Raw genomic sequence first — 22,285 nt, forward strand, 5'->3', positions numbered from 1 at the left:
GTATGAGAAAATTCTACTTTTGACATCACTTATTTTTCGGGGGGATTACCTAGCAGCTTGTCTATGCAAATTAACATCTTACCAACTCCAATAATGAGACTAATTTGAGCCCACTACTAATTATCTATTTATATCCTCTACCTTCATCCCTAAAAGGTGTTCTTTTAGACCTTCAAAATCTTCCATATCAGATGTAATTCGGTATTTATGGCCGTTTTTTAAAATAAGATCTAACCCTCTCGCTTTTCTTATAAAAAATGCAAAGACTTTATTCATTGTTGAATTTTCAACGAGCTTTATTGACTCTATTTCAAAAGGGCTAAATGTAACTTGCTTATTAAAATAATTTGTTAAATGAAAACGCTCCCCTTCTTGTTTAATTGATTTAACAAATCCATCTCCTTTGATAATAATAAATAAATTGCTTACAGAAAAATATATAGTAAGAAATACGCCTACTAAAACTACGAGTTTATCTTCTACATTTGAATACATTATTACTTTTTGAGCAGCTAAAAAAGTAATAATACAAACCATAAAAGTTATAACGATATAATATATCTTGGGAGGACAATATGTATTAGTCATCACAGAATCGTTCCAAACCATAGTTATGCTCCTTTATAATTTTACCACCTACTATTTTCTTAATTGATTCCCTAAATTATTCCCTACTGCCGTTGCACTATTGATAATCATTCCATCAATAACCGTTTTGGTGATAGGAACATTAATATAGCGTGTTACCTGATTCGCTTTTGCGACGCCTAGCATTGTAGCGCTTAAAGATACAAAACTATAGTGATGTGTTTGTGGATCCCTAATATAAGAGTAAGATTGACCTAAAAAGTTAGAGAGACCGTTAGATACATAAGGGTTTTTCAAAATTACTCTATATCGTGAATATGTACTACCTAATGTTATAAATACTCCTGTAGCAGCGCCAGCAACCATATCATAGCCATCTCCCCCAGCAGCAACAGCCCCATATATACCTGATGCTCCATTAAGTGCGCTATATCCCATCACGCTCTTAACAACCGGATTTTTCAAAGTCTCCTTCAAATACGTCGCTTTTAACGCAGTTTGCTCTTTATGCGCATAAAGCGTTTTTCCAGTGTAATTTGTCATTTTTAATAAGCTTTTCTCTGCCGCTACCATTGGGTTTGATACGAGGGGTATTAGCTGATCTGCTTGGACGGCATGTTCTTCAGACAAAGGGATTTTTCGTAGTAGACCCAGTGTCTGGGTACCATAGTGATTATCTGTTGCTATATTCCTTATGCCGGTTAAGGTGTTATCTATAGAGTTTAGATAGAGTAAGGCTCCTAGGGCCAGTACTGGGTTAGATACGCCTGCTGCGGTTATAACTGCCGCGGTTATAGACATACCTAAGGCGCCTCCTAGGGCTTGAGCTATGTCATCGGAGTGTTTGCCTAGGTAGGCTGTGGTTTTTGGTAGGCCTGTTAGCTCTAGCTCACTTTTTGCTATCTGAGTATAAGTATTAATCGTTCCCCTGGTAATGGCATCTTCGAAGGCTTTTTCTAGCTGATTATCTGGATTGCCAGTTAACCAAACACCTAGCACTTTTGGGCTGTGAGTGAGAATTTTATCGCCGTAGTCGTTCCATAATTCGTTAGCTTTTTCAGTTATTGATTCGTAGAACTCTCTTTGAGCTCGTTCTTGATGGAAGCGTTCATAGGTGCCTTCTGGGATGGGGGAGAAGGTTTCTTCTTCTGTTATTGGGATTGGGCAGTTGGGAGTTTCCATTGTTGCTATTTCTGATTGTATAGCTGCTAATCGCTCTTCTTGTTCTGCGGCTGCGGCTTGGGCGTTAACGAAGCCGGTGCCTATGGCTGAGCCTAGATTGTCGGTTAGGATTTGGGTGGCGTCGAAATGGCCTTCGTTGATTGCTGTTTGCATGCCGTTGGTCGCTAATGCGCTTAACTCAGAATGAACTAAGGCACTGCCGCCTTCACCTAGATGGTCGACTAAGGATTGGTTGAAGTTTTTGCCATAGGAACTGCCTGCTACTGCAGCGATGGCGCCTCGGGTACCTAGTTCAAGCCAGTTAAAATGCTGGTGGTTTTGTAGAGCAAGACTTACACCTTGGCCTATTGCATCCTGCTCCATCATTTGGGCTGCGGAAGACAGGCTAAAACTTAGGGGAGAAATGTTGTCGAGTTTTCCGATTATATCTTTGTAAGCCTGGTTGGAACTTAGTCCTCGTAAGAGCCCTGTTGATGCTGCTGAGGATAGTCCTGTAATTAAGGTACTGCGCCAGTTGATCTTTTCTTGTAATCCCAAAATCTTTGCTAATCCCTGTCCAGCAAGATTTCCAGCAACACCTGCGGTGAAACCTGCTGCTATGGAACCAGCCGTCCCTAAGATTTGACCTGATAAAACCTTCATTCCCAGGCTAAGTATTTTTCCTAAACTAGCTGCCCCTAAGGCACCACCCAGAGCTGCGCAGGCTGCTGCGGCTATGACTGTGGCAACCATGGAAATAGCCGCTACAGCTATCTTTTTAAATAGGGAATGATGTTTCTTCTGATGAGGGGAAAAGCTCTTGGTTGCAGGCATTGGCACCGTGGCGGAAAGATCACCTAATAACTCTTCGCTGCTCAATAGTCGATGGGTTCCACTATTTTGATGCTGCCTTGTTGCCACCGCGGGGATAATAAGCCGTTTCCCTGTTTGTAGTTGGCTAGCATCGGTTCGATCACTAATACCATTGGCATCAGCAATGAGATACCAGAAGCTGCTATCGCCATAGACCTGTAAGGCTATACTCTCTAAGCTATCGCCTGACTGAATGGTGTATGTGCCTGTATTATCTTGGGGCGTATTTGCCAGAATGTTTTCTGTGGTTTCACTTGAGACGCCGACTTCGTTCCCTCGCGAGAAAAAGCCGATTGTATTACCCAAAGGTAGTACAGCCCTATTTAGTGACGGTGAACCTTGACTAATGGGCTTACCTGTTGGTGTAAAACCACCATAGATATTCAAATGCTGCACACCGTTTGTATCTAATTGCAAATCACCTATCGTTTTCCCAGCCAAGGTTAAATAGTTCCTCTCGCCCTGAGCATCAACTCTACTGCGAATCCCCTCCAGGGTACTTGTCTTGTAGGCTGCACTATTCGATTTACCTTGTGAATTAGTTTGCTGATCGATGGATTGATAGAGTTGTCCATTGACATCGTAGAAACGTCGATTTTCACCAAAGGTTGGGATACCACCATTGACAGACATAGCTACAGAATCTTTAGATTGTAAATAGTTATCCCACAGCTCGTAGTCATAGACGTGAGTACTATCAATAATCATATTGTTATTTATTAAGCGACTAGTAACTGATTGCAGATTTCCCACATTGTCGTAGTGGTATTCATTTAATTCTGTTGGAATTAAATTCGGGCTGTATTTCGTTTGTGTTTTAAGCAAATCTCCTTCATAACCCATTACTGTTATCTCAGTTGCCTGCCCAAAGGCATCATAGAGATATTCTTTTTCAACACGACCGAAGTCATCATAGGCTATCGCCTTTAATATACTGCCGTTTTTATAGATTTGCTGGAGCTGAGAATCGTTATTATAGTTATAGGTATACTGTTGTAGTGCGCCGTTTTCAACGATAAAAGCATCCTTTACATTACCGGCATCATCATAAACTAGACGAGAACGCTGTGGGCCATTGATAACCAGCTCTCCATTAACCAAAAATCCCTTGTTAACAAGCATACGGTTATTGGCGTCGTAACTGAAATAATCATCACTCTGAACCTTCTGATAACCCGTGTAATTAGCCATAGCCTGCGTTCGAATAATATTTCCAACCGCATCATAGGAATAGTTCACCTCTAACAACTGATGATCTTTTTCTGGAAAACGATAGTCCTTATCATCAGATTCGTTACGTTTTACCGAGGTTAAACGCCCCAGCGCATCATAATCATAGATATCTTGCTGAGACTTCCATCCTCTATCCCTTCCCTGTGTCGCACGACTGATTGTTTTACTTTGGATATTGCCCTCATCATCGTATAAATAATAACTAACCTCGTTATAGCTATGATCTGTAAATGACCAAAGTTGCCCATCACCCTCATAACTGTAACTAAGATTTTTGCCTGCAGTTGAGGTCTCCTCCAGCAATAATCCATTGTTGTTATATTGATAACTTGTCTCGTGATTACCTAAATCTCGATGAGAAAGTAAGCGCCCCTGTTCATCATAGCTCCAAGACTGGTTGTGCCCATTCATATCCTGCTCAAAGATTTTATTACCTGCATCATCATAGGCGTAAATCGTCAAACGCTTATTTCCATCTAGCTTTGTAATCTGATTACCTAGATTGTCATATTGAAATAATACAGCCCGCTCCGGTGCATCGCTCTGGCTAAGGAGCTTGCCAATTTCATCGTAGGCATAGCTTTGCTTGCTAGTTGGCGTAGACAAATTAATCAGGCGTTTCGCTTTGTCATAGACATAGGTTGTCAGCCCTTGCAATTCATTTTTGCTGGTTCGCAGCTGCCCGAATAGGTCATAGGTTTTTATGCGTTCAATGCCCTTTGCATCAATTTCGCTGAGCACCTGTCCTTCAGCATCAAGTATTTTTGCCAGGGTATGGCCATTTGCATCGGTTAGGGCAATCGCTCGTCCCAAAGCGTCATAGGCATAGTAAAGTGTAGGCTTCTGACTTTGTTGCTGAAATTTTTCATTAAGAACAATAACCTCTGGAAGCTCTTGCTTGATTAGCTGGTCAAAGGCGTTATATTCATAACTTGTTTTATATCCCTTAGCATTGGTATGGGATAATACATTCCCCCAACGATCAACTGATTCTAACTGGCTAAGCTGCCGCAACTCAGGGGTTTGTTCTGAATTTTTATTTGCCAGGGAAAATTCTTTGGTTTGCTGTAAGCAACGGCCGAGGCCATCGTAAATATTATTCTGACGTTGCAAGGAAAAACGTCTTTCAAAGTCGCCGAAACGCTCAGAATTATCATAGTTCAGAAGGGATAAATCTATGCCCTTTGCACCATATTCAGGCGAAATAGCATTGGATGCAGTCACAATTTGAGCCACTTTATCAGTTAAATCATAGAGAAAAATCTGATAGTAACCCTCCGTATTTGAGCGCCAGGCTCGGCCTAAATTATCGTAATCAATATGAGTACTTAACTTACCATTGAGGCCTTTTGCTATGAGTTCACCAAAGATATTGTAACTTGCGTCCTCAGTGCGAAACTGGCCATCGTTTTTAAAGATTGCGGTTTGTAAAAGATGACCTTCTTTATCGTAACTATAACGTTTATCGCTCAGTCTTTTGCTACCATCAACCTGCGATAGAAGTTCCCAACTCCGCTGTAACTGGCCACTAGCATCATAGCTATAATTGATTTCATGCTCTATGGCATCGATCGTTGTGATCACCTTCCCTTGATTATCGTAGATAGTCCGATTGTGATGATCGTTGACGGAAGCTTGCACTAGATAGTGATTTACATCAGCTTCCTGGGCGCCTTGTTCATAACGGATTAGCTCTACCAATTGCCCCAGACCATCATAGCCATAACTTGTTGCAGCCCGACCAGCTTCTGTGCGTGGGCCTATCTTGGCGACTAGCTGTCCTAAAGCATCATAATAACAGTAGGAACTATAACCGAGGGGATCGGTGGTTGAAGTTAAGTTACCCATCGCATCATATCTAAAACTTGTCGTCAGATCGCTCGTTAAGGACTCATAGCGATTAGAACTGCCAATGAGTCGCTCATATCGAATATTTTTTAGGGTCTTAGTCTCTAGTCGCCCTATATTGTCGTAGCTAAAGGTGACATGGCGATCCTTGCTGTCTGCAACTGGGTTTGTAACAGCTTTTGTATCCCAGGCCGTAGCCCGGTTGGCATATTGCACTTCGTCGACAAGCTCACCAAAATTGTTATACGTGTAGGTGCTGAGGTAATGTTCTGCATCAAGGCCGGCTATTTTTAGGCCGTCCTTGTCATAATAATTCGTGGTCTTAGCCCAGTCAGTTTCATTTCGCTTAACGGCGGTTAAAACCAGTTCCCCAAAGGCATTATAAGATTTAGTCTCTAGAGGATTGAGCGTCTCGTAGCGATTTGTTTGGGCATTATAGCTTTTAACGCCGGGCTTTCGGGTTTCGATTAAGCGGTTTTCTAGACCATAGTCATAGCTTTCTGTTCGATCGGCCTCATTTGCTATGCACGCATTTTTTATTGTATCTGCTGAGAAATCTGGGTGTTCAGCAATAGAGTATGGATTGGCATAGGCGGTCTTTGATACTAGATTGCCAAAGAGGTCATAACTATAGCCTGTAAGCGCCCCCTGGGCATCCAGACTGTAGATAAGATTCCCTTTTTTGTCATAGTCTTTATAACGCCAATTTCCAGCCCGATCTTTAGACGCAATCAACTCACCAAAGGCATTATATTGATGGTCTTCACTTAGGGTTCTTAGTTCTTCTTGGCGAGCTGCACTAGCCTGGTTAGTTGCTGCATTGACTGCAACATTAGGATAAATCGTTTGGATTTTGCGGTTATTAGTATCGTATCTATAATTTATTTTTTGCTGCGAACCTTCGGCGTCATGAATTGTCTCGATGATATTTCCGAAACTGTCATAGACATTACGAGTAACAATAGAACGCATCTGCCGATTCCAACCACTTGCCTGACTCATAACCTCTGTAAGGGGTGAATAGGCTTCAATTAACTGATTTGCCTCATCATAAATGTAAGTCCAACGAGCTGAATTGGCTTCGATCTTCGTCGTGACATTATTATTGTTATCATAGCCATAGCGTGTTTGTTGGTGGTTTGCATCCGTTTTTATCTCAAGCCGTCCAGCAAGGTCATAAGCATAGCGGGTTTTACGAGCAGCTGAATCTGCATTTAATCGCATAGTTATTTCTGCGAAGCTAGCCACATTTGAGTCCAGGCGAATGTCGTGGGCAATTTCGGCGACAACATTACCTAGGGCATCATAACAGCGCTCTAAAATGCGGCCTTCGGGACTAACTCGATAAACTTCACGACCGGCTATATCAAAGAAAAAGCGAGTCATCCTGTCTTGATCATTAGGAGATAACAAACTTTGCCAATTAGCTTGTTTCAAACTAGCAGGCTCTAAGCGAGTGGCATAGGCCCGGGAAGAGATTAAATTGCCCAAGCCATCATAACTATAAGAACTAACTGCACCATCTGCGCTCGCTTTATAACTTAAACGGCCTGCTTGATCGTAGGCATAGGCCGTATATTCATCTTTTGCAGGAGAATATTGGATAGCTCGTTTTAGATCCTCTAAGGTGTAGCTATTTCCAGCGAGTGATAACCCTATGGCATAGCGGGTTTTGGCAATAACTTGCCCACTGCTGTCATAGTCAAACTGCGTTATACCATTAGCTTCATCAACCTGATAAACAAGACGATTTAAGCCATCATAAGCAAAACGCTGTGTTCGAAGACCACCCTTTGGAAACCTCATGGATCCTGCCTTAAGTTCAGCCAGTGGCAGAGCTTGGGCAGAGCGGACGATTTCTAATAAATTAGAATTCGCATCATAGGTATAGCTAGTTGCATAACCCATGCTGTCAAACGACAGGCTAAGGCGTCCCAAACTATCAAAAGTTCGAAACTCATAATGATCCTGGTCACTGGCCTGAACCTGCGAAGCAAGCTCTGCTAAGGTATAGTCGCGCGTTAATGCGAGGCGATTAGCGTAAACTACTTTTTGGATTTCGTTACCCTTCATATTAAAGAGGTGTTCTGTCACTACCCCGCGTGCATCAATTTGATAGCGACATTGGTTTTTAGCATCATAAATGAAATAAGAGGTTTGATTTTTTGCATCAGTTTGGCTAATCAAATTATCATTCAGATCATAGCCGTAGCGGGTAGTGAGATTTAGTCCTTCGGGGTCAATGCTGACTGCCGTGCGTCGCCCTAGATTATCCCATTCATAGGTCGTTACCTTAGATTTTCCTGCAAGGTCACATTCAACTTGCTTGATAATCAAATCTCGAGCGTCGTAATAAAAGCGAGTAATCAGATTAAGCCCATCAGGGTCAATTGTTGTTTGGATGAGGTTGCTTCGATCATCATAGCTAAATCGCTTATGAAGCCCATTGGCCTCTATCACTTCCAATTGGCGTCCTAGCCCGTCGTAATGATAGCTGCTAACAAGAGCTAATCCTTGGGGATCGATTGTTTTACGAAGTATCCTTCCGCTTGCATCATAGCTGTAAGCGATACGGTGGCCAGCACTATCCAGCTCTAAAACAAGGTTACCTGCTGCATCATAATCATACTGCTTCGTACTTCCCTCCGGCGCATCCACCTCAATAAGTTGTCCTTTGGCATCATAGTGATAAGCTGTTGTATAACCATTTCCATCAGTCAAGGAAACTTTATCACCAAAGGCATTAAAGGTTGTTTGTATACTTATCTTCTCATCAGGATGGTTAAGAGTGACTGTATTATTTTTATCATCATAGCTGTAGATATCAATTCGTTTTGTGCCTGTGAAATCTGTCTCAATTAAGATGCGGCCAAAAGCGTCATAAGTTATTACCTTATTTTTTTTATCTTGATTTTGAATAATCACACGCTCACCGCGACGATTCAGAATATAGTTCGTTATCCCTCCGCGACCATCGATCGCTTTCACAAGGCGACCAAAGGAATCGTAATTTGACTTTGTCTCTCGTTTAAGGCCTTCAACATCTTCAATTTGCTGGCAGATCAGTCCCCTACGATCGTAAATGTATCGATTAACAAGCGACCTTGAATCGATGTTCTGGCGAGTTTCTTCTATCTCACCAAAGCTGTTATAGCTTGAGAGCTCTTGCCCCTTGCTTCCCTTGGTTTTTTTAATCAAGAATCCTAGGCTATTGTATTCATAAGAAATTTTTTCATCGGCAGCCTCGTCTTTTAACTGAGCTAAGCGATTAGCAAGATCACTGCTTGTTAAACTGTCTAGATTAGCTGTTAACTTTCGCGAGTAACGATAGCTTGTTTCGATTTGATTAAAGGCATTAAATTGCTGTTCACTAACCCCACCATCTGCATTAACAGTGTACCGAAGCAAGCCAGCCTCGTTATAGAAATAGCGAGTCTTTTGATTCAGGGCATTCGTTTGGCTAATGACTCGACCAGCAAGATCATAGTCGTAGTGCAGGCTATGCTCTTGCCAAATTAGTTCTATCTCTGCTTGGCTAATCTGAGGATTAGCTAAAAGTTTGGCAGCCCCTAAAGCATCTAAACTTTGGCTCACTCTCCCCAGCGAATCATAGCGAAAACGCTGCTCACGTAGCTCTTGAGTTTTCGCATCAATTAAGGTTTTTGCCAGTACCAAGCCTTTTTCATCATAGCGATAACGTGTAATTAGGCCATTTTGCTCACGTTGCTCAATAAGTTGCCCTAATTCATCATAGTTATAGACACTAAGATGATCGTTATCGTTTTCCTGTAGACCAAGCGCGCTAAGTGTAGTTCCTGCATTGATTTTAATCTTGACTGCGGTAGCAAGGCTACGCTTCTTGATTAGTAAGCCACGCTCATCGTATTCATAGGTTGTGGTATAACCAAGAGCATCGATGTCAGCAACTTTCAAACCGGCTGGATTATAGAGGCTAAAATTATGAATATCTGAAGCAGAGGCTTTAGGTACCGTCCATTCAAGCCCGGGTGGCAAGGGCAAGCGATTGAAATAGCGGATTGTTTCTAATAAATGTCCCTGGCGATCATAGCGGTAGGACGTTGCCCCTCCTTCGCCGTTTATTTCTGCCTCTAGACGTCCTGCAGAATCATAGAAATAAAAACAAGAACGATCGTCATTGCTGAATTGCACAACAATAGAGTCAAAGGATAGCGGCTGACGAGATTGATAACTGCTTAGACGGTTTGCATAAGCGGTCTTCTTCGTTAATTGCCCTTGGGGATTATATTCGAAGGCGATCACAGCTCCCTCAGAGTCAATTTGATAAGCAATTTGATTATGAGCGTTATAAATAGTTTGATTGATACGATCTTTTGCATCTGCTTTCACATTAAGAGCAGACCAGGCAGGCATACTTTCATGCCAGCCTGAGGTGTCTAGCCTTTCTTGATAACTGATAGCTTGCACAAGGCGTCCCACAGCATCATAGCTATAGCTGCTAAGGCGTCCACCGGGCTCACATTTTGCTTTTAATTGACCATTACTATCATAAAAATAATAAGTTGCTTTGCCATCGGCACTTAATTCCTCCTGTAAGCGACCTACGGAATCGTAGCGATAGTGGATAGTTCCATAAGCCTGTTGTGTGCCACTTAAGTACTGTGTTGTTAGAAGCAAACCACCGCGATCATAAGTACGGATTGTTTGTAATCCTTTAGCATCTGTTTCGATAATGCGCTGATTAGCGTCATCATATTCGAAGCGCTCACAATGATTTTGGCTGTCTCTACGAAGGATTAAACGCCCCAAATCATCATAGAGATAACTCGTGGTTTTGCCTCCCTCTGATTTTTGCAAAAGCTTGCCGGCTGCATCGTAATGATAGCGATTGATTATGGATTTATTGCTCAGTCCCTCACCATTAGCATTAATTTCGCTGTAACTCACCTCTTCATCAAGAAGCCCGCGCCAATCATAGTGATACCCTTTTAGACTAACGGCCTGAGGATTTTGCGAATTGACCCAGTTCAGCATGTGATTGAGGGTTAGAGCTTGCTCATTGGCGAGTTGACTCAAATCATAACTTGATTGAAGATAGCTACGAACAGTCAGACATTGTCCTTCTTGGTTATAGCGGTATTCCGTCACTGTACCATCACTAGCAATTTGAAAACGCAAATGCCCTAATTCGTCATAAACAAAACGGTTGGCCTTTGGCTTAGCTGGCTGATGATTTCCATCGAAAATTGTAAACGAACTTTCACTTAAAAGAAGATGATCATTATTGTAAGTACGAGTGGTTACCTGCCCGGAAGGTTCTTCGATACGAATGCAATCGCCTGCTTCATTGTAGGCTAATGACCAATGTAAATCCCCTTGATAGACCTCAGTTATATAGTCGCCCTTATAGGCATAACGGATAGGGTTGTTTAAGGGACTATCGATCCCTGTTAAATGTCCTTTCTCATCGTAGAAATAAGCCCAATTTTCTCCTAAAGAGTTGGTCACTATGGTTACGCCAGGCCAATATTGATAAGACGTTATTCGATTTTCACCATCGGCAATAGTTTTTACCCGTCCCTCACTATCATAATCAATGAGAAGACTAGAACCGTCAGACTGGCGAATCGCGCTAATACGATTAGAATCGCCATGACATTCATAAGTTAGCCAATAAGTCTTTCCTTCTCCTAAATCACGACTAACCTTAGTCAAACGCTGCTGTGCATCATAGTCATAATGCAGATGATGAACCTGCTCACCAGCACTCAGGGTCAAAATATCTCTTAGCAAACCCTGTTCGAAGGTCCATTCAATTGTCTGGTTACCACTATTATCGATGATCCGCTCTAACTGTCCCTGCTTGTAGAAAAATTGTAATTGATGACCATCTCGATCGGTCAGCTTTATCAGTAAACCGTTCGCATCATAGATATAAGAACTACTACTTGCCCCTTCTCGGTATGACCATTGATTATTACTGAAGCTGAGCTTAGCTGTTCCTCCATGCTCTGCAACATAGTAGCCCTTTGTTTGATCGAAAATAAAACAGCTACTATGACCATCCTCATCAATTCGCAGAACTTCTGAGCCAGGAGAATTAATCGCTCCGTTAATAATCAACCGTGTTTGGACATTAAAACTCCAATTATGACCGCTCTCACCCAGTGAGTTATAACTTTGAATTAAATCCAGACCTAAACCAGTTCCAGCTAAAAAGCCATCATTCTGTCTTATAACCATATTACCATTTGCCGCATTCACATAGACTGACTCTCCCCCCTGTCCTAGTGTCGCATCTGTTTTTGGACCATAGCTGCCTAATTGGTTTATTGAAGAACTGGCTATGCCTAAACCCTCATTGGTAAATATCTGCGTCATCTTCGCTCCTTATATTATTGTTTTTGGAAGACATCTCTGTCCCGAAATCCAGTCTTTATCTTTCTCTACTCTCAGATCCCGTGGTCAAGCCGGGAGAATTCAATAGTTCATGGTTAATTCATGGCAACTAAGGTCAATGGGATAGCCTCTGATTTGCCTCCTGCTTTATTTTTGATAGTGAGGCAAATTTCATAGAATTGTTCATCAAGATCCTCAGGGACCTGATCAGAGAGCAGCTTATTGTCTTCTATGCGCAACCATGAAGGATTGCTACAACTCTCGGCGAACTCGACAACATAGGCCTCATCCTCGTAGTCGGGATAAATATCGCGATTGAAAACAAAATCATGCTCATAAGGAACTCCGAGAGATGCTATTGGGAATTGCGGATTTTCTGCTTTAAAGCGAGGTCTTTTTTCCTGATCGAAATCTATAGCTAGCTGAATCTTAATCACCTCGGAATTGCCACCAATTCGTGTATTCGTGTGTAAACTCACTTGATAGAGCTGGCCAACAGCATTATCAGGAATAGTACCTATCAGTGCGGTCGGGCTTGATGGTGAGATTCTTAGCCAACTCGCAGCCGGTTCAACCTTATCAATAATCAGTTGCAGGCTAGCATCATTAGCCGGATCGAAGATGTGTTGGCGCACATCATATTCAAACTCAGTTCCAGCCGATTTTTTAAGCACGAAGGGGGATATATGTGACTTAGAGGCCGGATCTATTACTATAGGAATCTGTAGTCTTAGCGGTTCAGAATCCCCCCCAGTATTGGATGAGGCAATGATGGTTACCTGTCTTGTTGTACCAGCTTCATATACGGGAATAGTTCCCTGGAGAACAGTTTCACCAGGACCGCCGATACTCAACCAATCAGGATGACTTTCATTAGTATCAATCCGAAAATGAACTGGATTACTAAGCAGAAAACTTGCCTTAGGCTCAATAAACTCCATTAAATTCAGTTGATAATTGAGACCAGGTGTAGCACTGGCAACCTGGTAATTTTTTCTAAACGCAGGCTTGTCTCGTTGATTAACACCCACGTCAAAATACAGCTTGGTTGCTGCTGATTTTGAGAAAGCATTTTGTACGGCAATGCTAAATTGATAGGAGCCAGTTCGCGAGGGCGTACCGACTATCGCAAAACGAGCGGGATCATAGTAGAGACCATCAAGTTGTTGCGGAGAGACTTCAGCAGCGGCAGGGCTCCCTGCCTGGATATTTTCATCATAATAATTAACATAGCGTTTGAGATCGACATAAACGGGTAAATTGGCAATAGCGTTTTGTAAAGGCAAATTTGCCATTGATAAGGGATGAGGAATTACCTCAACTGAGAAACGCAAGTCCTTTGACTCGTCCCAATGAACGCCGTTTTCGCTACCATAATAACGGTATAGGCCAACACCACTTATAACATTGTTTAGCCGATTAGCTGTTAATCGATCACCTGTGATAACTACATTGAAAAAACAGAATCCTATATCGATGTAAATTTTACTATTTATAAAAGGTGGACAGAATCCACTAGCATTTTGCGGTTGTACATTTGCCGGGAATAGCCATTGCTGATGTGTTTTAAGATGCGTAAAGTCCATGTATATAGGGAGAACAACCTGCTCCCCATAGAAAACCGTATGTATATCTGGCTTTAAATTGTAAAAGTTAACATTAGGCTTATAGGTCGTTGAAACCTCGGCGATTGTTGGCCCAGAAATAAACCCTATTAATAAAATAGCTAAAAATCGTTTCATCCTACTAATTCCATTGGGAGGTAAACTTGCTAATTCTTTACATCTAATAGGTCACTCCACTCCATCATTGTGAGCAAAGCGAAGCGATCCAAGATCGAAGCAATGAACTTTAGATTGCTTCGTCACAACGTTCCTCGCAGTGACAGAACTTGGTGCCTAGCTGGCTAACCTATTAGCTTCACATCAAGATAAAGAAAGCTCTTAAACTGTTCCTGAGCTTCACGATTTAGGAGGATAATTTCCAAAGTGGATGAAATTTTTAAGCCTTAATCCTGGCCATACAAAAATTTCAGTTTTATTTATGAATAAATCTGTGTTTTTAGATTTTATGGGGTATTCCATCATCATTCCTTTTTCTTGTTAACTTGCGATTCAATAACAAATTGAGCTGTATCAAGAAAGAAAAGATGAATGAAGAATACAAATTGAATTGAAACTTGGGATAATCGATTCCATTTGCTTGGACATACAACTCTTGCTTTTCATGATAAAACTCCATATTTTCCTTTTAGCCTTTCCAAGGCTGAGAATGATACTACTTGATAGAATTATCCAGGTCAATTAGCTCCGTGATCATTTTTTTGCCCTTTCTATTTTAACTAAAATTGTTTATAACAATGAGCCTAAGCCTGTTTACCTTTTGAAGGAATACTATGACAAGCGACCAGAAGTCTACTTTCACCCCGCAATTATTTAACCAGATCTCATGGACTGCAATTTTTGTTGGTACTCTGATTGGTTTTGGCCTGGGTGTGCTGCTCGACCTCTTTGGTTTAGCTCTAAGTTTGAGCTTGTTTAGTACTGCAAATACAGGTGCGATGCTTATCGCTATTGGAGGAATGGTTAGCCTCCTTATAGGCTTAGCAATATCCATGTTAATTGCTGGCTATGCCACAGGCTATTTGGGACGCCCGGAAAAACCCCAACGCCATCTCGCTATCTTCTATGGCTTAACAACCTGGAGCCTTGTTTTACTCTTAAATGCTTTGATTGCTCTCCCTCTTAATCAATACATTGCAAGCTTCAACGCAACACTTTACCCCTCTGATACTACAGCCTCAAATAGTCCAGGGTTAACTATTGAAGCCTTACCCACCAATATCAAGAATAATGAGGGAATCACTAATGATGCTCCTAGCCCAACCGCCTCTCCTAAAATGTTGGCGGAAAGTACTTTCATTATTTTTGGTTTATTTTTTATTGGCGCTTGTTTTAGCTGTTTCGGTGCTAGCAAGGGAATGCGAAAAAACCATATTTGCTCTATTGAGCAAAAATAATTCTAAAAAAGAGACATAACCAGCTCTGTTTCACTTTTAGAATCATATTCACTCAAATCTAACTTTACTTTGTGCTTTGTGACTAAAAAGTAATACTAGGTATTTAATTGTCATTCCTTAAAATAATATCTGCTTAATTTTTGACCACTACACTTTATAGAAAGTATTCTTTCAATTGTGTAGAGGTTATTATGGGTAAACGATCAGAGAAAATTTTAAAACCTAAACTTTCAGGACTGGCAGGGAAAGACAAACCTCTTGCCTTCATAGTTCAATCACCGCATGACCGTAATAATCCCGATCCTACTTTGCGTAATGCAGTAAAATTCCTACCAACAAAAACCTTTGTGGGCGACTTAGGCTTTGGTATGCTCAATAAAGCAGCCATCGAGTTCAGTGAAAGCACAGGAGCGTCATTTAAGAAGGTAATCAAACCGGGGCCAATGAAACCTCAAATTACCGTTTGGTTTGAAGCTCATGGAGCACCAGGCTGGCTTTTTGGCGCAGACAAAAGCCAAGCTTCAGAATTCGAAGGTACCGTACAATTTGTCGGTTTTATTCACGCTCTTGAGGCGTATCTAAATACAGAGGTTAATCATATTGTATTAAGCGGTTGTTATACTGGCTGCGAGTTTAATAATGGTAGCGATTACTTTATCTCACCAGCCAGAATGCTAAGCATCCTTTTACCTGGCAAGGAGATTGTAGGCTTCATCGGACAACATGCGAAGGGTAAAGTGAGTCATGTTTACTCATACTCTGAGGGGTTTGGTTATGAAGAACGGCGTGTCAACCCAGAAGAGGCCTCAATCGTTTTCCAAGACGGAATGGCTATTGAGTCTTTAAGTAAAAAAGAGCTTTATTGCGATCATGGATACACGCCTGAGTTTATTTTAGAGGGCTGCCATCTTGATCCAGAACTTGATGCAAGCGACTATTACCTCCCCTGTGCTGTACTTGAGGAGATGCAAGAAAAACAGCTCGAAGCTGCTCCTGATTCCTATGGGGCAACCCAGGAAAGACAAGCACGAGATTTTGTAGAGGCTCACCCTGAGCTGCTAGAAAGGGCACCTCAGCCAGCACGCGGCCCTCGCTAGCATCCGAAGAAATCTTGCTTATCGCTGAGTTTAGTGCTAGATGCAGCTACAACCTGCTCTGACCTAGACTCAGTGAAAAAGCTGAAACTGTTAGGTTTTGACCATACTATCAGCGCAGTACTCTGTGAGTAGCTTATAGCTGTTGGGCTGTCATCATCATCTAAATCTTCAATTAATAGGAAAGGGGCTTGCGAATTTGCGCCGGCCTCATCGGCTGAATCATCATCGAGAGATTCGACAAGAAGTCCACTTAAAACACCCCCAGAATACTCCGTTTCCGCAATAGTTAAGCTAGAAATTTGCTCTTCTAATCTTGAAGTCTCATCAGTATTTTCAAAGGCTCTCGCTCTTTGCCGTTCGGCTAAAACTCCCTCATATTCTTCATCCTTAACCATATGCAAAGCGTCTCTTATCAGCAAATCTTTTCTGTATTGACTCGCAAAACCAGACTCAATAAGTTGTTCTACACCATCTTCTATCGAAAAGATTTCACCGTACTTTCTAGCAACAAGAGGGCTAGTTCCTAAAGAATAAAACATTGGGATATTTAATCTGGCCTTGTAAAAATTGAGTAGAATTTCACTGTAAAATTCACCTAAACTATATGCAAAATTAAGCGCCATTTTTTGGTTACTATCGTTTTCATCACAGATATAAAGCTTAATAACTTTCAGATTTTGGGCTAACTCAGGTGTTAAGCCGCATTGCATCATACGCCAGGCAATAGCTTCAACGGGTAAAAAGCTGGGGGTATCGTTGTGTTTTTGGTAGAAAAATTGATTGGTATTCGTCACATAACCAGGGTTTCCAGTCCCATCCGCTATTACATAGACTGTTGTATTCGTAGGTAAATTCTCAGCAGAAAACTGAAAATGAACGTCATACTCTTCATACTCTTCATTGGTCTCATCTGGATGACGGTACATGACAATTTCTGGAATCTTGTCATGCTTGTTCGAATCACGTAGATTTTGTCGCCAAGTTAAGGCACGAAAGTATAAAGAAAAATTGTTTTCGGTCGCAGAAAAAGGAACAAAAATAACGTTCTTTTTATCCGACAAATCTTTTTTTATTTCAGTTACAGACAGCATTTATTTCTTAATATCTATAAATTATTTTGGCGAATTTTATAGATCTAATATTAAGGAAATATTAAAGAAAACCAAGCATTCCAATTTTGCTTTGTACGAGACAAGAATTTGTAATCTCAGAGAAAATTCGAACTCCCGCGGCTTGACCGCGGGATTCGGAACGAATTAGAGGAGTTTCTATTTTCTGTCCTGTACAAAGAACATGCCTAATAGTTTTTAAGAAAAGGCTTTATTTCTCGGGCTATTTCTTCAATATGCGCCATGCTGGAATCATGCACGCCAGGCAGGTGAATCTCTTCGCCATTTTTTAATATTAATGCTAGGCTGTATTCCTTATGATGTTTACCATGTTCTTCAAGAATTAATTTAGCAACATCATCAATAGAAATTATTGTTTCATGGGTGTTAATTATATTCTTAGCAGCAATAGTTATTGTGTTCGTTTTTTTGCTGAACTTTATGGTAATTAAGCGAAATAAAAGCGATGAAAACCCTATAAAAGGAAATATCAGTACTTTGAAATAAGACCACACAGATTCGACCTTAGGAATACTAATATTTTTCTTGTCGCTTTCGTTAATATAGCTATCCACAGCATCAGCAACATAAACAATATCGATATTTCTTTTTGAGCGAATATTAGGAACTTTAATGTAACCTTCACTGGTATTTAATAATAGGCAGTAATAGATAGAGTTCGCCCTACCTTCGACAAAATTGGATACTGTTGCAGATTTCAATTCGCCCAAATAAGTATCTTTGCTGTATATTTTGAAAAAACTCGTATTTAAGGTACAAATATTTGCATGTTTTAACCCTTTTTCCTCACAACTAATACTATATTGAACCAACATGGGAAATAAAAAAATAAGGCCTGTGGCAATAAACAATATGCCCCATACGCGAAATAGGAAACGCGAATAAACATCTATCAATAATTCGCCATCCTCAATACTAATTTTCATAAGATCTCAAACTATAAAATTAACCAAAACCTAACGTCGCTTTATCCCTAAAGCAGACAATAACGAACGAGTTAGATCGCGCATTATTTGCCGAATTACCTGCCTAAATAAGGTGTTTTTACTGATCTTTTCAACCATTGACTCTTCACTATCTGCAGCAGAATCATTAGGTTTGGCCGCGCCATTTACAGTACTCCTCTCAGCTTCACGCTGAGCTGCCAATATTTCCTGGGCAGAACTCGTCTCCACTCGCGTACCATAACGCTGAATGAGCGATGATTGGGCAACTAAAGCCGCCAGTTCCTGCTGACTAATTACCCCCATCCGTGATTCCGGGGCACGAACACGGCATTCCACCAAGGGTGTAGGCTGTCCTTTAGCATCCAAACCACTGACCAGCGCTTCCCCTATACCTAGAGCAGTCAGAAGTTGCTCGGTATCATAGTAATTTGTCGAGGGAAAGTTTTGTGCAACCAGTTTCATGGCTTTCCGATCTTTGGCTGTAAAAGCTCTTAAGGCATGCTGAATTTTCAGGCCTAACTGACTTAAAACAGCATCGGGAATATCATTGGGTGTTTGCGTACAAAAGATAAGGCCAATTCCCTTGGACCGAATTAGCTTCACCATAGTATCTAACAAACTTAATAAGGCTTTGCTGGCATTCGAGAAAATCAGGTGCGCTTCGTCAATAAACAAAACTAATTTGGGTTTTGGTGGATCCCCTAATTCGGGCATCTGTCGATAAACATCCGACAAAAGTTTCAGCATAAAGGTTGAAAACAGCTTGGGTTTATCTTGCATATCCATCAATCGTAATATTGAAATAATGCCATGGCCCTGCTCATTGGTTCTCACTAAATCCAGCACCTTGAAGGCAGGCTCACCAAAAAATTTATCGCCGCCCTGTGCTTCGAGTTCAATCAATTTACGCATGATTGTGCCTACAGTAGCTGCCGAGACCCCGCCAAAATTAGCTTCAACCTTTTCCTTCCCTTCATCAGTTTGTGCAAACTGTAAAAGCGCTTTTAGATCTGCCAAATCGATTAAGGGCAAATTATTTGCTTTAGCATATTCAAAAATGATGGTTACAACACCAGCTTGGGTGTCATTAATATCGAGCATACGTGAAAACAACACGGCACCAAAATCGCTTACGGTAGAGCGGAGAGGGACGCCCTCCTGAGGAGAGTCATTTAAACTGAGAAATTCAACAGGGAACGCTCGAGGGTTAAAGGTTAAGCCCAAGCCTTTGGCTCGTTCGGCCAAGGCAGGATTTTCTTCTCCTGACTCAGCTAAACCAGAGACATCTCCTTTAATGTCCATTACTAGACTGGGTACACCTAATAAAGAAAGTTGTTCACTAAGTACCTGAATCGTTTTAGTTTTACCACTACCTGTTGCTCCTGCAATCAAGCCATGGCGGTTGAGTGATTTAAGGACAAGATTGACTGGCGAATCGTCAAGCAACTTATCCTTAAGTAAAATCCCGCCTAACTGTACGGAAGGCAAATCGCTTGCTGCATAAGGGATACGCAAATCTTCATACATTGCTAATCGTCCTTGTATCTATATTGAATAAGTATATACGCTTTTATGCCGCATTTTGGCAATCTGGGCATAAGCCGTAAATATTCAAAGCATGATCAGTCATTTTGAAATGAGCTTGCTCCGCTATCATTTTTTGCCTTTGCTCAATGATTTCATCAATAAATTCTTCAACTCTACCACATTTAACACAAACCAAATGATCGTGGTGCTCGCCCTGGCTTAGTTCGAAAACGGAATGACCGCCCTCAAAATTTTGACGGACGACTAAACCAGCAGCTTCAAATTGAGTTAAGACACGATAAACTGTTGCAACCCCAACATCCTCCCCCATATCTAGCAATGCTTTGTAAACTCCCTCAGCACTGAGATGATGATCCGGTGACTGTTCTAAAATTTGCAACACTTTTAAACGCGGCATGGTAATTTTTAATCCCGCATCTTTTAACTGCTGACTTTCTTCCACAAATGCTCCTAGGTAAGGTGTCTTTCAACGGATGACATGTTATTATGGCGAAATTTTTAATAGCAGGCAAAAAAATGCGCGTTGGAACAATTTTTTTAGGAATGGCTTTAATCTTATCGCTGACTAACTGTGCGTCCTATGATTTTTCTAGACGTGTTGTCGAACAAGGCAACATGTTACCGCAAGAAACTGTGCAACGATTAAAAATCGGTATGAGTAAAAGTGATGCAGCAATTTTGTTGGGGTCGAGCCTCTTAAGCCCAACCTTCAACAATGATCGCTGGGATTATGCTTATACTTTGCGGAAAGGAAATGGTCCCTTAGTAGTGCAAAATCTAACCTTATATTTCTCACACGGTTCGCTTAGTCGAATTGAGAGAAGCCCTAAGATAGTAACCTCAAATTAAAACTCTGTAATAGATCAGCCCTGTCACCCTAACGCAACGTCATCCAGAGCGCGGCGAAGGATCTCCTGAATATGGCACCGTGCTAATCCCGGAGATCCTTCGCTACGCTCTGGATGACGTAATAAGGAAAAGTCAGATTTGAGTGCAGATTAGACCCCGTTTTCGTTCAAGATGCGCCAAATCTGGCTTTTCCTTTCGCTCTCTGTCTTCTTTTCTCTTTAGGATCTAGGGTTAGTGGCCTATAGACCTCTATACGATCACCAGATTTCACTATCCGCTCCAAAGGTACCTGTTTTGAAAATATGCCGACAGTCAAGCCCTTGGCTTCTGGATTTGTCACAAATAGGCCAGAAGCTTCCAAAGCCTCAGCGACAGTAGACCCTACCTCTAAGCAAAGGTGCAGATGGATAGCCTCTCCGTCTACAGGGAGATAAACAAGCTCAGCTTTGACCATATATAGACTCAGCGCGCGCGCAGAAGGCATCAACCATTTTATCAGTCACCTGTTCAAAGACCGGGCCTAAAAACATGGAAAGCATACGGCCTGCTAATTCATATTCCAAATCAAAAGATAGGCGACAGCCATCCTGTTCTTCATCAAAGCGCCAAAAGCCTTCTAAATGGTGAAAGGGCCCATCAACCAAGCGAATTTCAATCATTTTATTAGTTTGTAAGCGATTCCGGGTAGTAAAGGATTTGCTCATTCCAGCAGCAGCAATAATCAAAGTTGCCTGGACTTCATCTGTATCGCGATGATGCACCATACTTTGCGTACAATAGGGAACAAATTCGGAGTAATGCTCAATGCTATTGACCAAATTGAACATCTGCTCACAAGAATAAGGGACAACTTTCGATTTTTTAACAACAGCCATTAACGTTCTTCCTCTATTTGTGCAACAAGCCATTTGGAAAGATCTGCAATTTCTTCCGCACAGATGGAATGTTCCATAGGGTAATTATGAAAACTAATATTGCCATAGCCAGCCGTCCCCAACCATTCAGTAGATTGCCTGGTCCAAAGGGGTAAAACAATAGGATCATAAATCCCACCAGCAATAAAGATAGGGGTATCCTTAGCTAAGTCTGTCTTGCATTGTTCAGCCAAAGGCAAATAGGCTGAGAGAGCAATGACACCAGCAACTGGAGTATTAATATGTAAGGCTGAGTACAAAGCCATCGCCCCACCCTGAGAAAATCCAGCTAAAAAGATCTTAGCTCCTGACAATCCAGTACTCAGTTGATCGTCAAAAACTTGTTGAATAAAGGCTGCTGACGCCATAATGCCTTGCTTGTCTTCTCTATCAGTCAATTTCATGCCGACTATATCGTACCAAGCACGCATAGCCATGCCAGCATTAATTGTCACTGGACGAACTGGCGCATCCAAAAATACGTGACGCACAGCAAGCCCACCAATAGATAGCTGTTCAGCAAGCCCGGCCATGTCGGAAGCATCTGCACCTAATCCATGCATCCATATCACACAAGCTTGTGCTGGCTGTTGTGGCTCTTTTAAATAAACGTTCAACGAATGCCTCCAACAAAAAAACTCAAATTATCCCCAAAGCCTTTTATTATGGCAAGATAGGTTAGTGTATATATACCCAATTA

13 protein-coding genes are annotated in these 22,285 nt (G+C 41.5%); 3 read left to right on the plus strand and 10 right to left on the minus strand.

From position 1 onward, the window contains the following. Positions 1-120: 120 nt before the first annotated feature. From BN1094_RS11220 to BN1094_RS11230, 3 genes are all read right to left on the minus strand, one after another. A complete protein-coding gene (locus tag BN1094_RS11220) occupies positions 121-609 on the minus strand; it encodes a hypothetical protein (protein ID WP_043874460.1) in 489 nt (162 codons plus the stop codon). A gap of 30 nt (positions 610-639) precedes the next feature. Then, positions 640-12,063, minus strand: a complete 11,424-nt coding sequence (locus BN1094_RS11225; RefSeq protein ID WP_043874461.1) for a DUF6531 domain-containing protein — start codon at positions 12,061-12,063, stop codon at positions 640-642. A gap of 113 nt (positions 12,064-12,176) precedes the next feature. After that, positions 12,177-13,823: a hypothetical protein gene (locus BN1094_RS11230; RefSeq protein ID WP_043874462.1), complete on the minus strand. Its 1,647-nt coding sequence runs from the start codon at positions 13,821-13,823 to the stop codon at positions 12,177-12,179. A gap of 653 nt (positions 13,824-14,476) precedes the next feature. Between BN1094_RS11230 and BN1094_RS11240 the strand changes: the two genes are divergently transcribed. Both BN1094_RS11240 and BN1094_RS11245 read left to right on the plus strand, forming a co-directional pair. Next, the gene (locus BN1094_RS11240; protein ID WP_043874464.1) at positions 14,477-15,100 is read left to right on the plus strand and encodes a hypothetical protein; all 624 of its coding nucleotides are present in this window, start codon (positions 14,477-14,479) and stop codon (positions 15,098-15,100) included. 191 nt (positions 15,101-15,291) lie between these two features. Then, positions 15,292-16,197, plus strand: a complete 906-nt coding sequence (locus BN1094_RS11245; protein ID WP_043874465.1) for a hypothetical protein — start codon at positions 15,292-15,294, stop codon at positions 16,195-16,197. On the opposite strand, the gene BN1094_RS11250 is transcribed toward BN1094_RS11245, so the two are convergent. From BN1094_RS11250 to fur, 4 genes are all read right to left on the minus strand, one after another. Further along, on the minus strand, positions 16,194-17,288 hold the full coding sequence (locus BN1094_RS11250; protein ID WP_043874466.1) for a hypothetical protein: 1,095 nt from the start codon (positions 17,286-17,288) through the stop codon (positions 16,194-16,196). The genes BN1094_RS11245 and BN1094_RS11250 overlap by 4 nt on opposite strands. Positions 17,289-17,494: 206 nt before the next feature. After that, positions 17,495-18,253, minus strand: a complete 759-nt coding sequence (locus tag BN1094_RS18880; protein WP_052403258.1) for a hypothetical protein — start codon at positions 18,251-18,253, stop codon at positions 17,495-17,497. Positions 18,254-18,283: 30 nt separating this feature from the next. Next, complete coding sequence (locus tag BN1094_RS11260) at positions 18,284-19,801, minus strand: helicase HerA-like domain-containing protein (RefSeq protein ID WP_043874467.1); 1,518 nt, start codon at positions 19,799-19,801, stop codon at positions 18,284-18,286. A 43-nt stretch (positions 19,802-19,844) separates the two neighbouring features. Beyond that, complete coding sequence (gene fur, locus BN1094_RS11265; RefSeq protein ID WP_043874468.1) at positions 19,845-20,264, minus strand: ferric iron uptake transcriptional regulator; 420 nt, start codon at positions 20,262-20,264, stop codon at positions 19,845-19,847. Between the two features lie 44 nt (positions 20,265-20,308). Here fur and BN1094_RS11270 point away from each other — a divergent pair, with 44 nt between their 5' ends. Further along, on the plus strand, positions 20,309-20,671 hold the full coding sequence (locus BN1094_RS11270; protein ID WP_043874469.1) for an outer membrane protein assembly factor BamE: 363 nt from the start codon (positions 20,309-20,311) through the stop codon (positions 20,669-20,671). 166 nt (positions 20,672-20,837) lie between these two features. On the opposite strand, the gene BN1094_RS11275 is transcribed toward BN1094_RS11270, so the two are convergent. The 3 genes from BN1094_RS11275 to BN1094_RS11285 are packed head-to-tail and all read right to left on the minus strand — an operon-like array spanning position 20,838 to position 22,202. Beyond that, on the minus strand, positions 20,838-21,125 hold the full coding sequence (locus tag BN1094_RS11275) for an RnfH family protein (RefSeq protein ID WP_043874470.1): 288 nt from the start codon (positions 21,123-21,125) through the stop codon (positions 20,838-20,840). Next, the gene (locus tag BN1094_RS11280) at positions 21,112-21,546 is read right to left on the minus strand and encodes a type II toxin-antitoxin system RatA family toxin (protein WP_043874471.1); all 435 of its coding nucleotides are present in this window, start codon (positions 21,544-21,546) and stop codon (positions 21,112-21,114) included. Before BN1094_RS11280 ends, BN1094_RS11275 begins: the two co-directional genes overlap by 14 nt. Beyond that, entirely contained in the window at positions 21,546-22,202 is a 657-nt protein-coding gene (locus BN1094_RS11285) for an alpha/beta hydrolase (protein WP_081935126.1), read from the minus strand. The genes BN1094_RS11280 and BN1094_RS11285 overlap by 1 nt, the downstream gene beginning before the upstream one ends. Between the last annotated feature and the right edge of the window lie 83 nt (positions 22,203-22,285).

Origin of the sequence: Legionella massiliensis, from assembly GCF_000756815.1 — a bacterium.
GTDB lineage: Bacteria > Pseudomonadota > Gammaproteobacteria > Legionellales > Legionellaceae > Tatlockia > Tatlockia massiliensis.

Excerpts from the sequence above, each read along its gene's own strand:
- BN1094_RS11270 (WP_043874469.1), top strand. The coding sequence starts at position 20,309 with ATGGCGAAATTTTTAATAGCAGGCAAAAAAATGCGCGTTGGAACAATT.
- BN1094_RS11250 (WP_043874466.1), bottom strand. The coding sequence starts at position 17,288 with ATGCTGTCTGTAACTGAAATAAAAAAAGATTTGTCGGATAAAAAGAAC.
- BN1094_RS11260 (WP_043874467.1), bottom strand. The coding sequence starts at position 19,801 with ATGTATGAAGATTTGCGTATCCCTTATGCAGCAAGCGATTTGCCTTCC.
- BN1094_RS11220 (WP_043874460.1), bottom strand. The coding sequence starts at position 609 with ATGGTTTGGAACGATTCTGTGATGACTAATACATATTGTCCTCCCAAG.
- BN1094_RS11240 (WP_043874464.1), top strand. The coding sequence starts at position 14,477 with ATGACAAGCGACCAGAAGTCTACTTTCACCCCGCAATTATTTAACCAG.
- BN1094_RS18880 (WP_052403258.1), bottom strand. The coding sequence starts at position 18,253 with ATGAAAATTAGTATTGAGGATGGCGAATTATTGATAGATGTTTATTCG.
- BN1094_RS11245 (WP_043874465.1), top strand. The coding sequence starts at position 15,292 with ATGGGTAAACGATCAGAGAAAATTTTAAAACCTAAACTTTCAGGACTG.
- BN1094_RS11225 (WP_043874461.1), bottom strand. The coding sequence starts at position 12,063 with ATGACGCAGATATTTACCAATGAGGGTTTAGGCATAGCCAGTTCTTCA.
- BN1094_RS11275 (WP_043874470.1), bottom strand. The coding sequence starts at position 21,125 with ATGGTCAAAGCTGAGCTTGTTTATCTCCCTGTAGACGGAGAGGCTATC.
- BN1094_RS11280 (WP_043874471.1), bottom strand. The coding sequence starts at position 21,546 with ATGGCTGTTGTTAAAAAATCGAAAGTTGTCCCTTATTCTTGTGAGCAG.
- BN1094_RS11230 (WP_043874462.1), bottom strand. The coding sequence starts at position 13,823 with ATGAAACGATTTTTAGCTATTTTATTAATAGGGTTTATTTCTGGGCCA.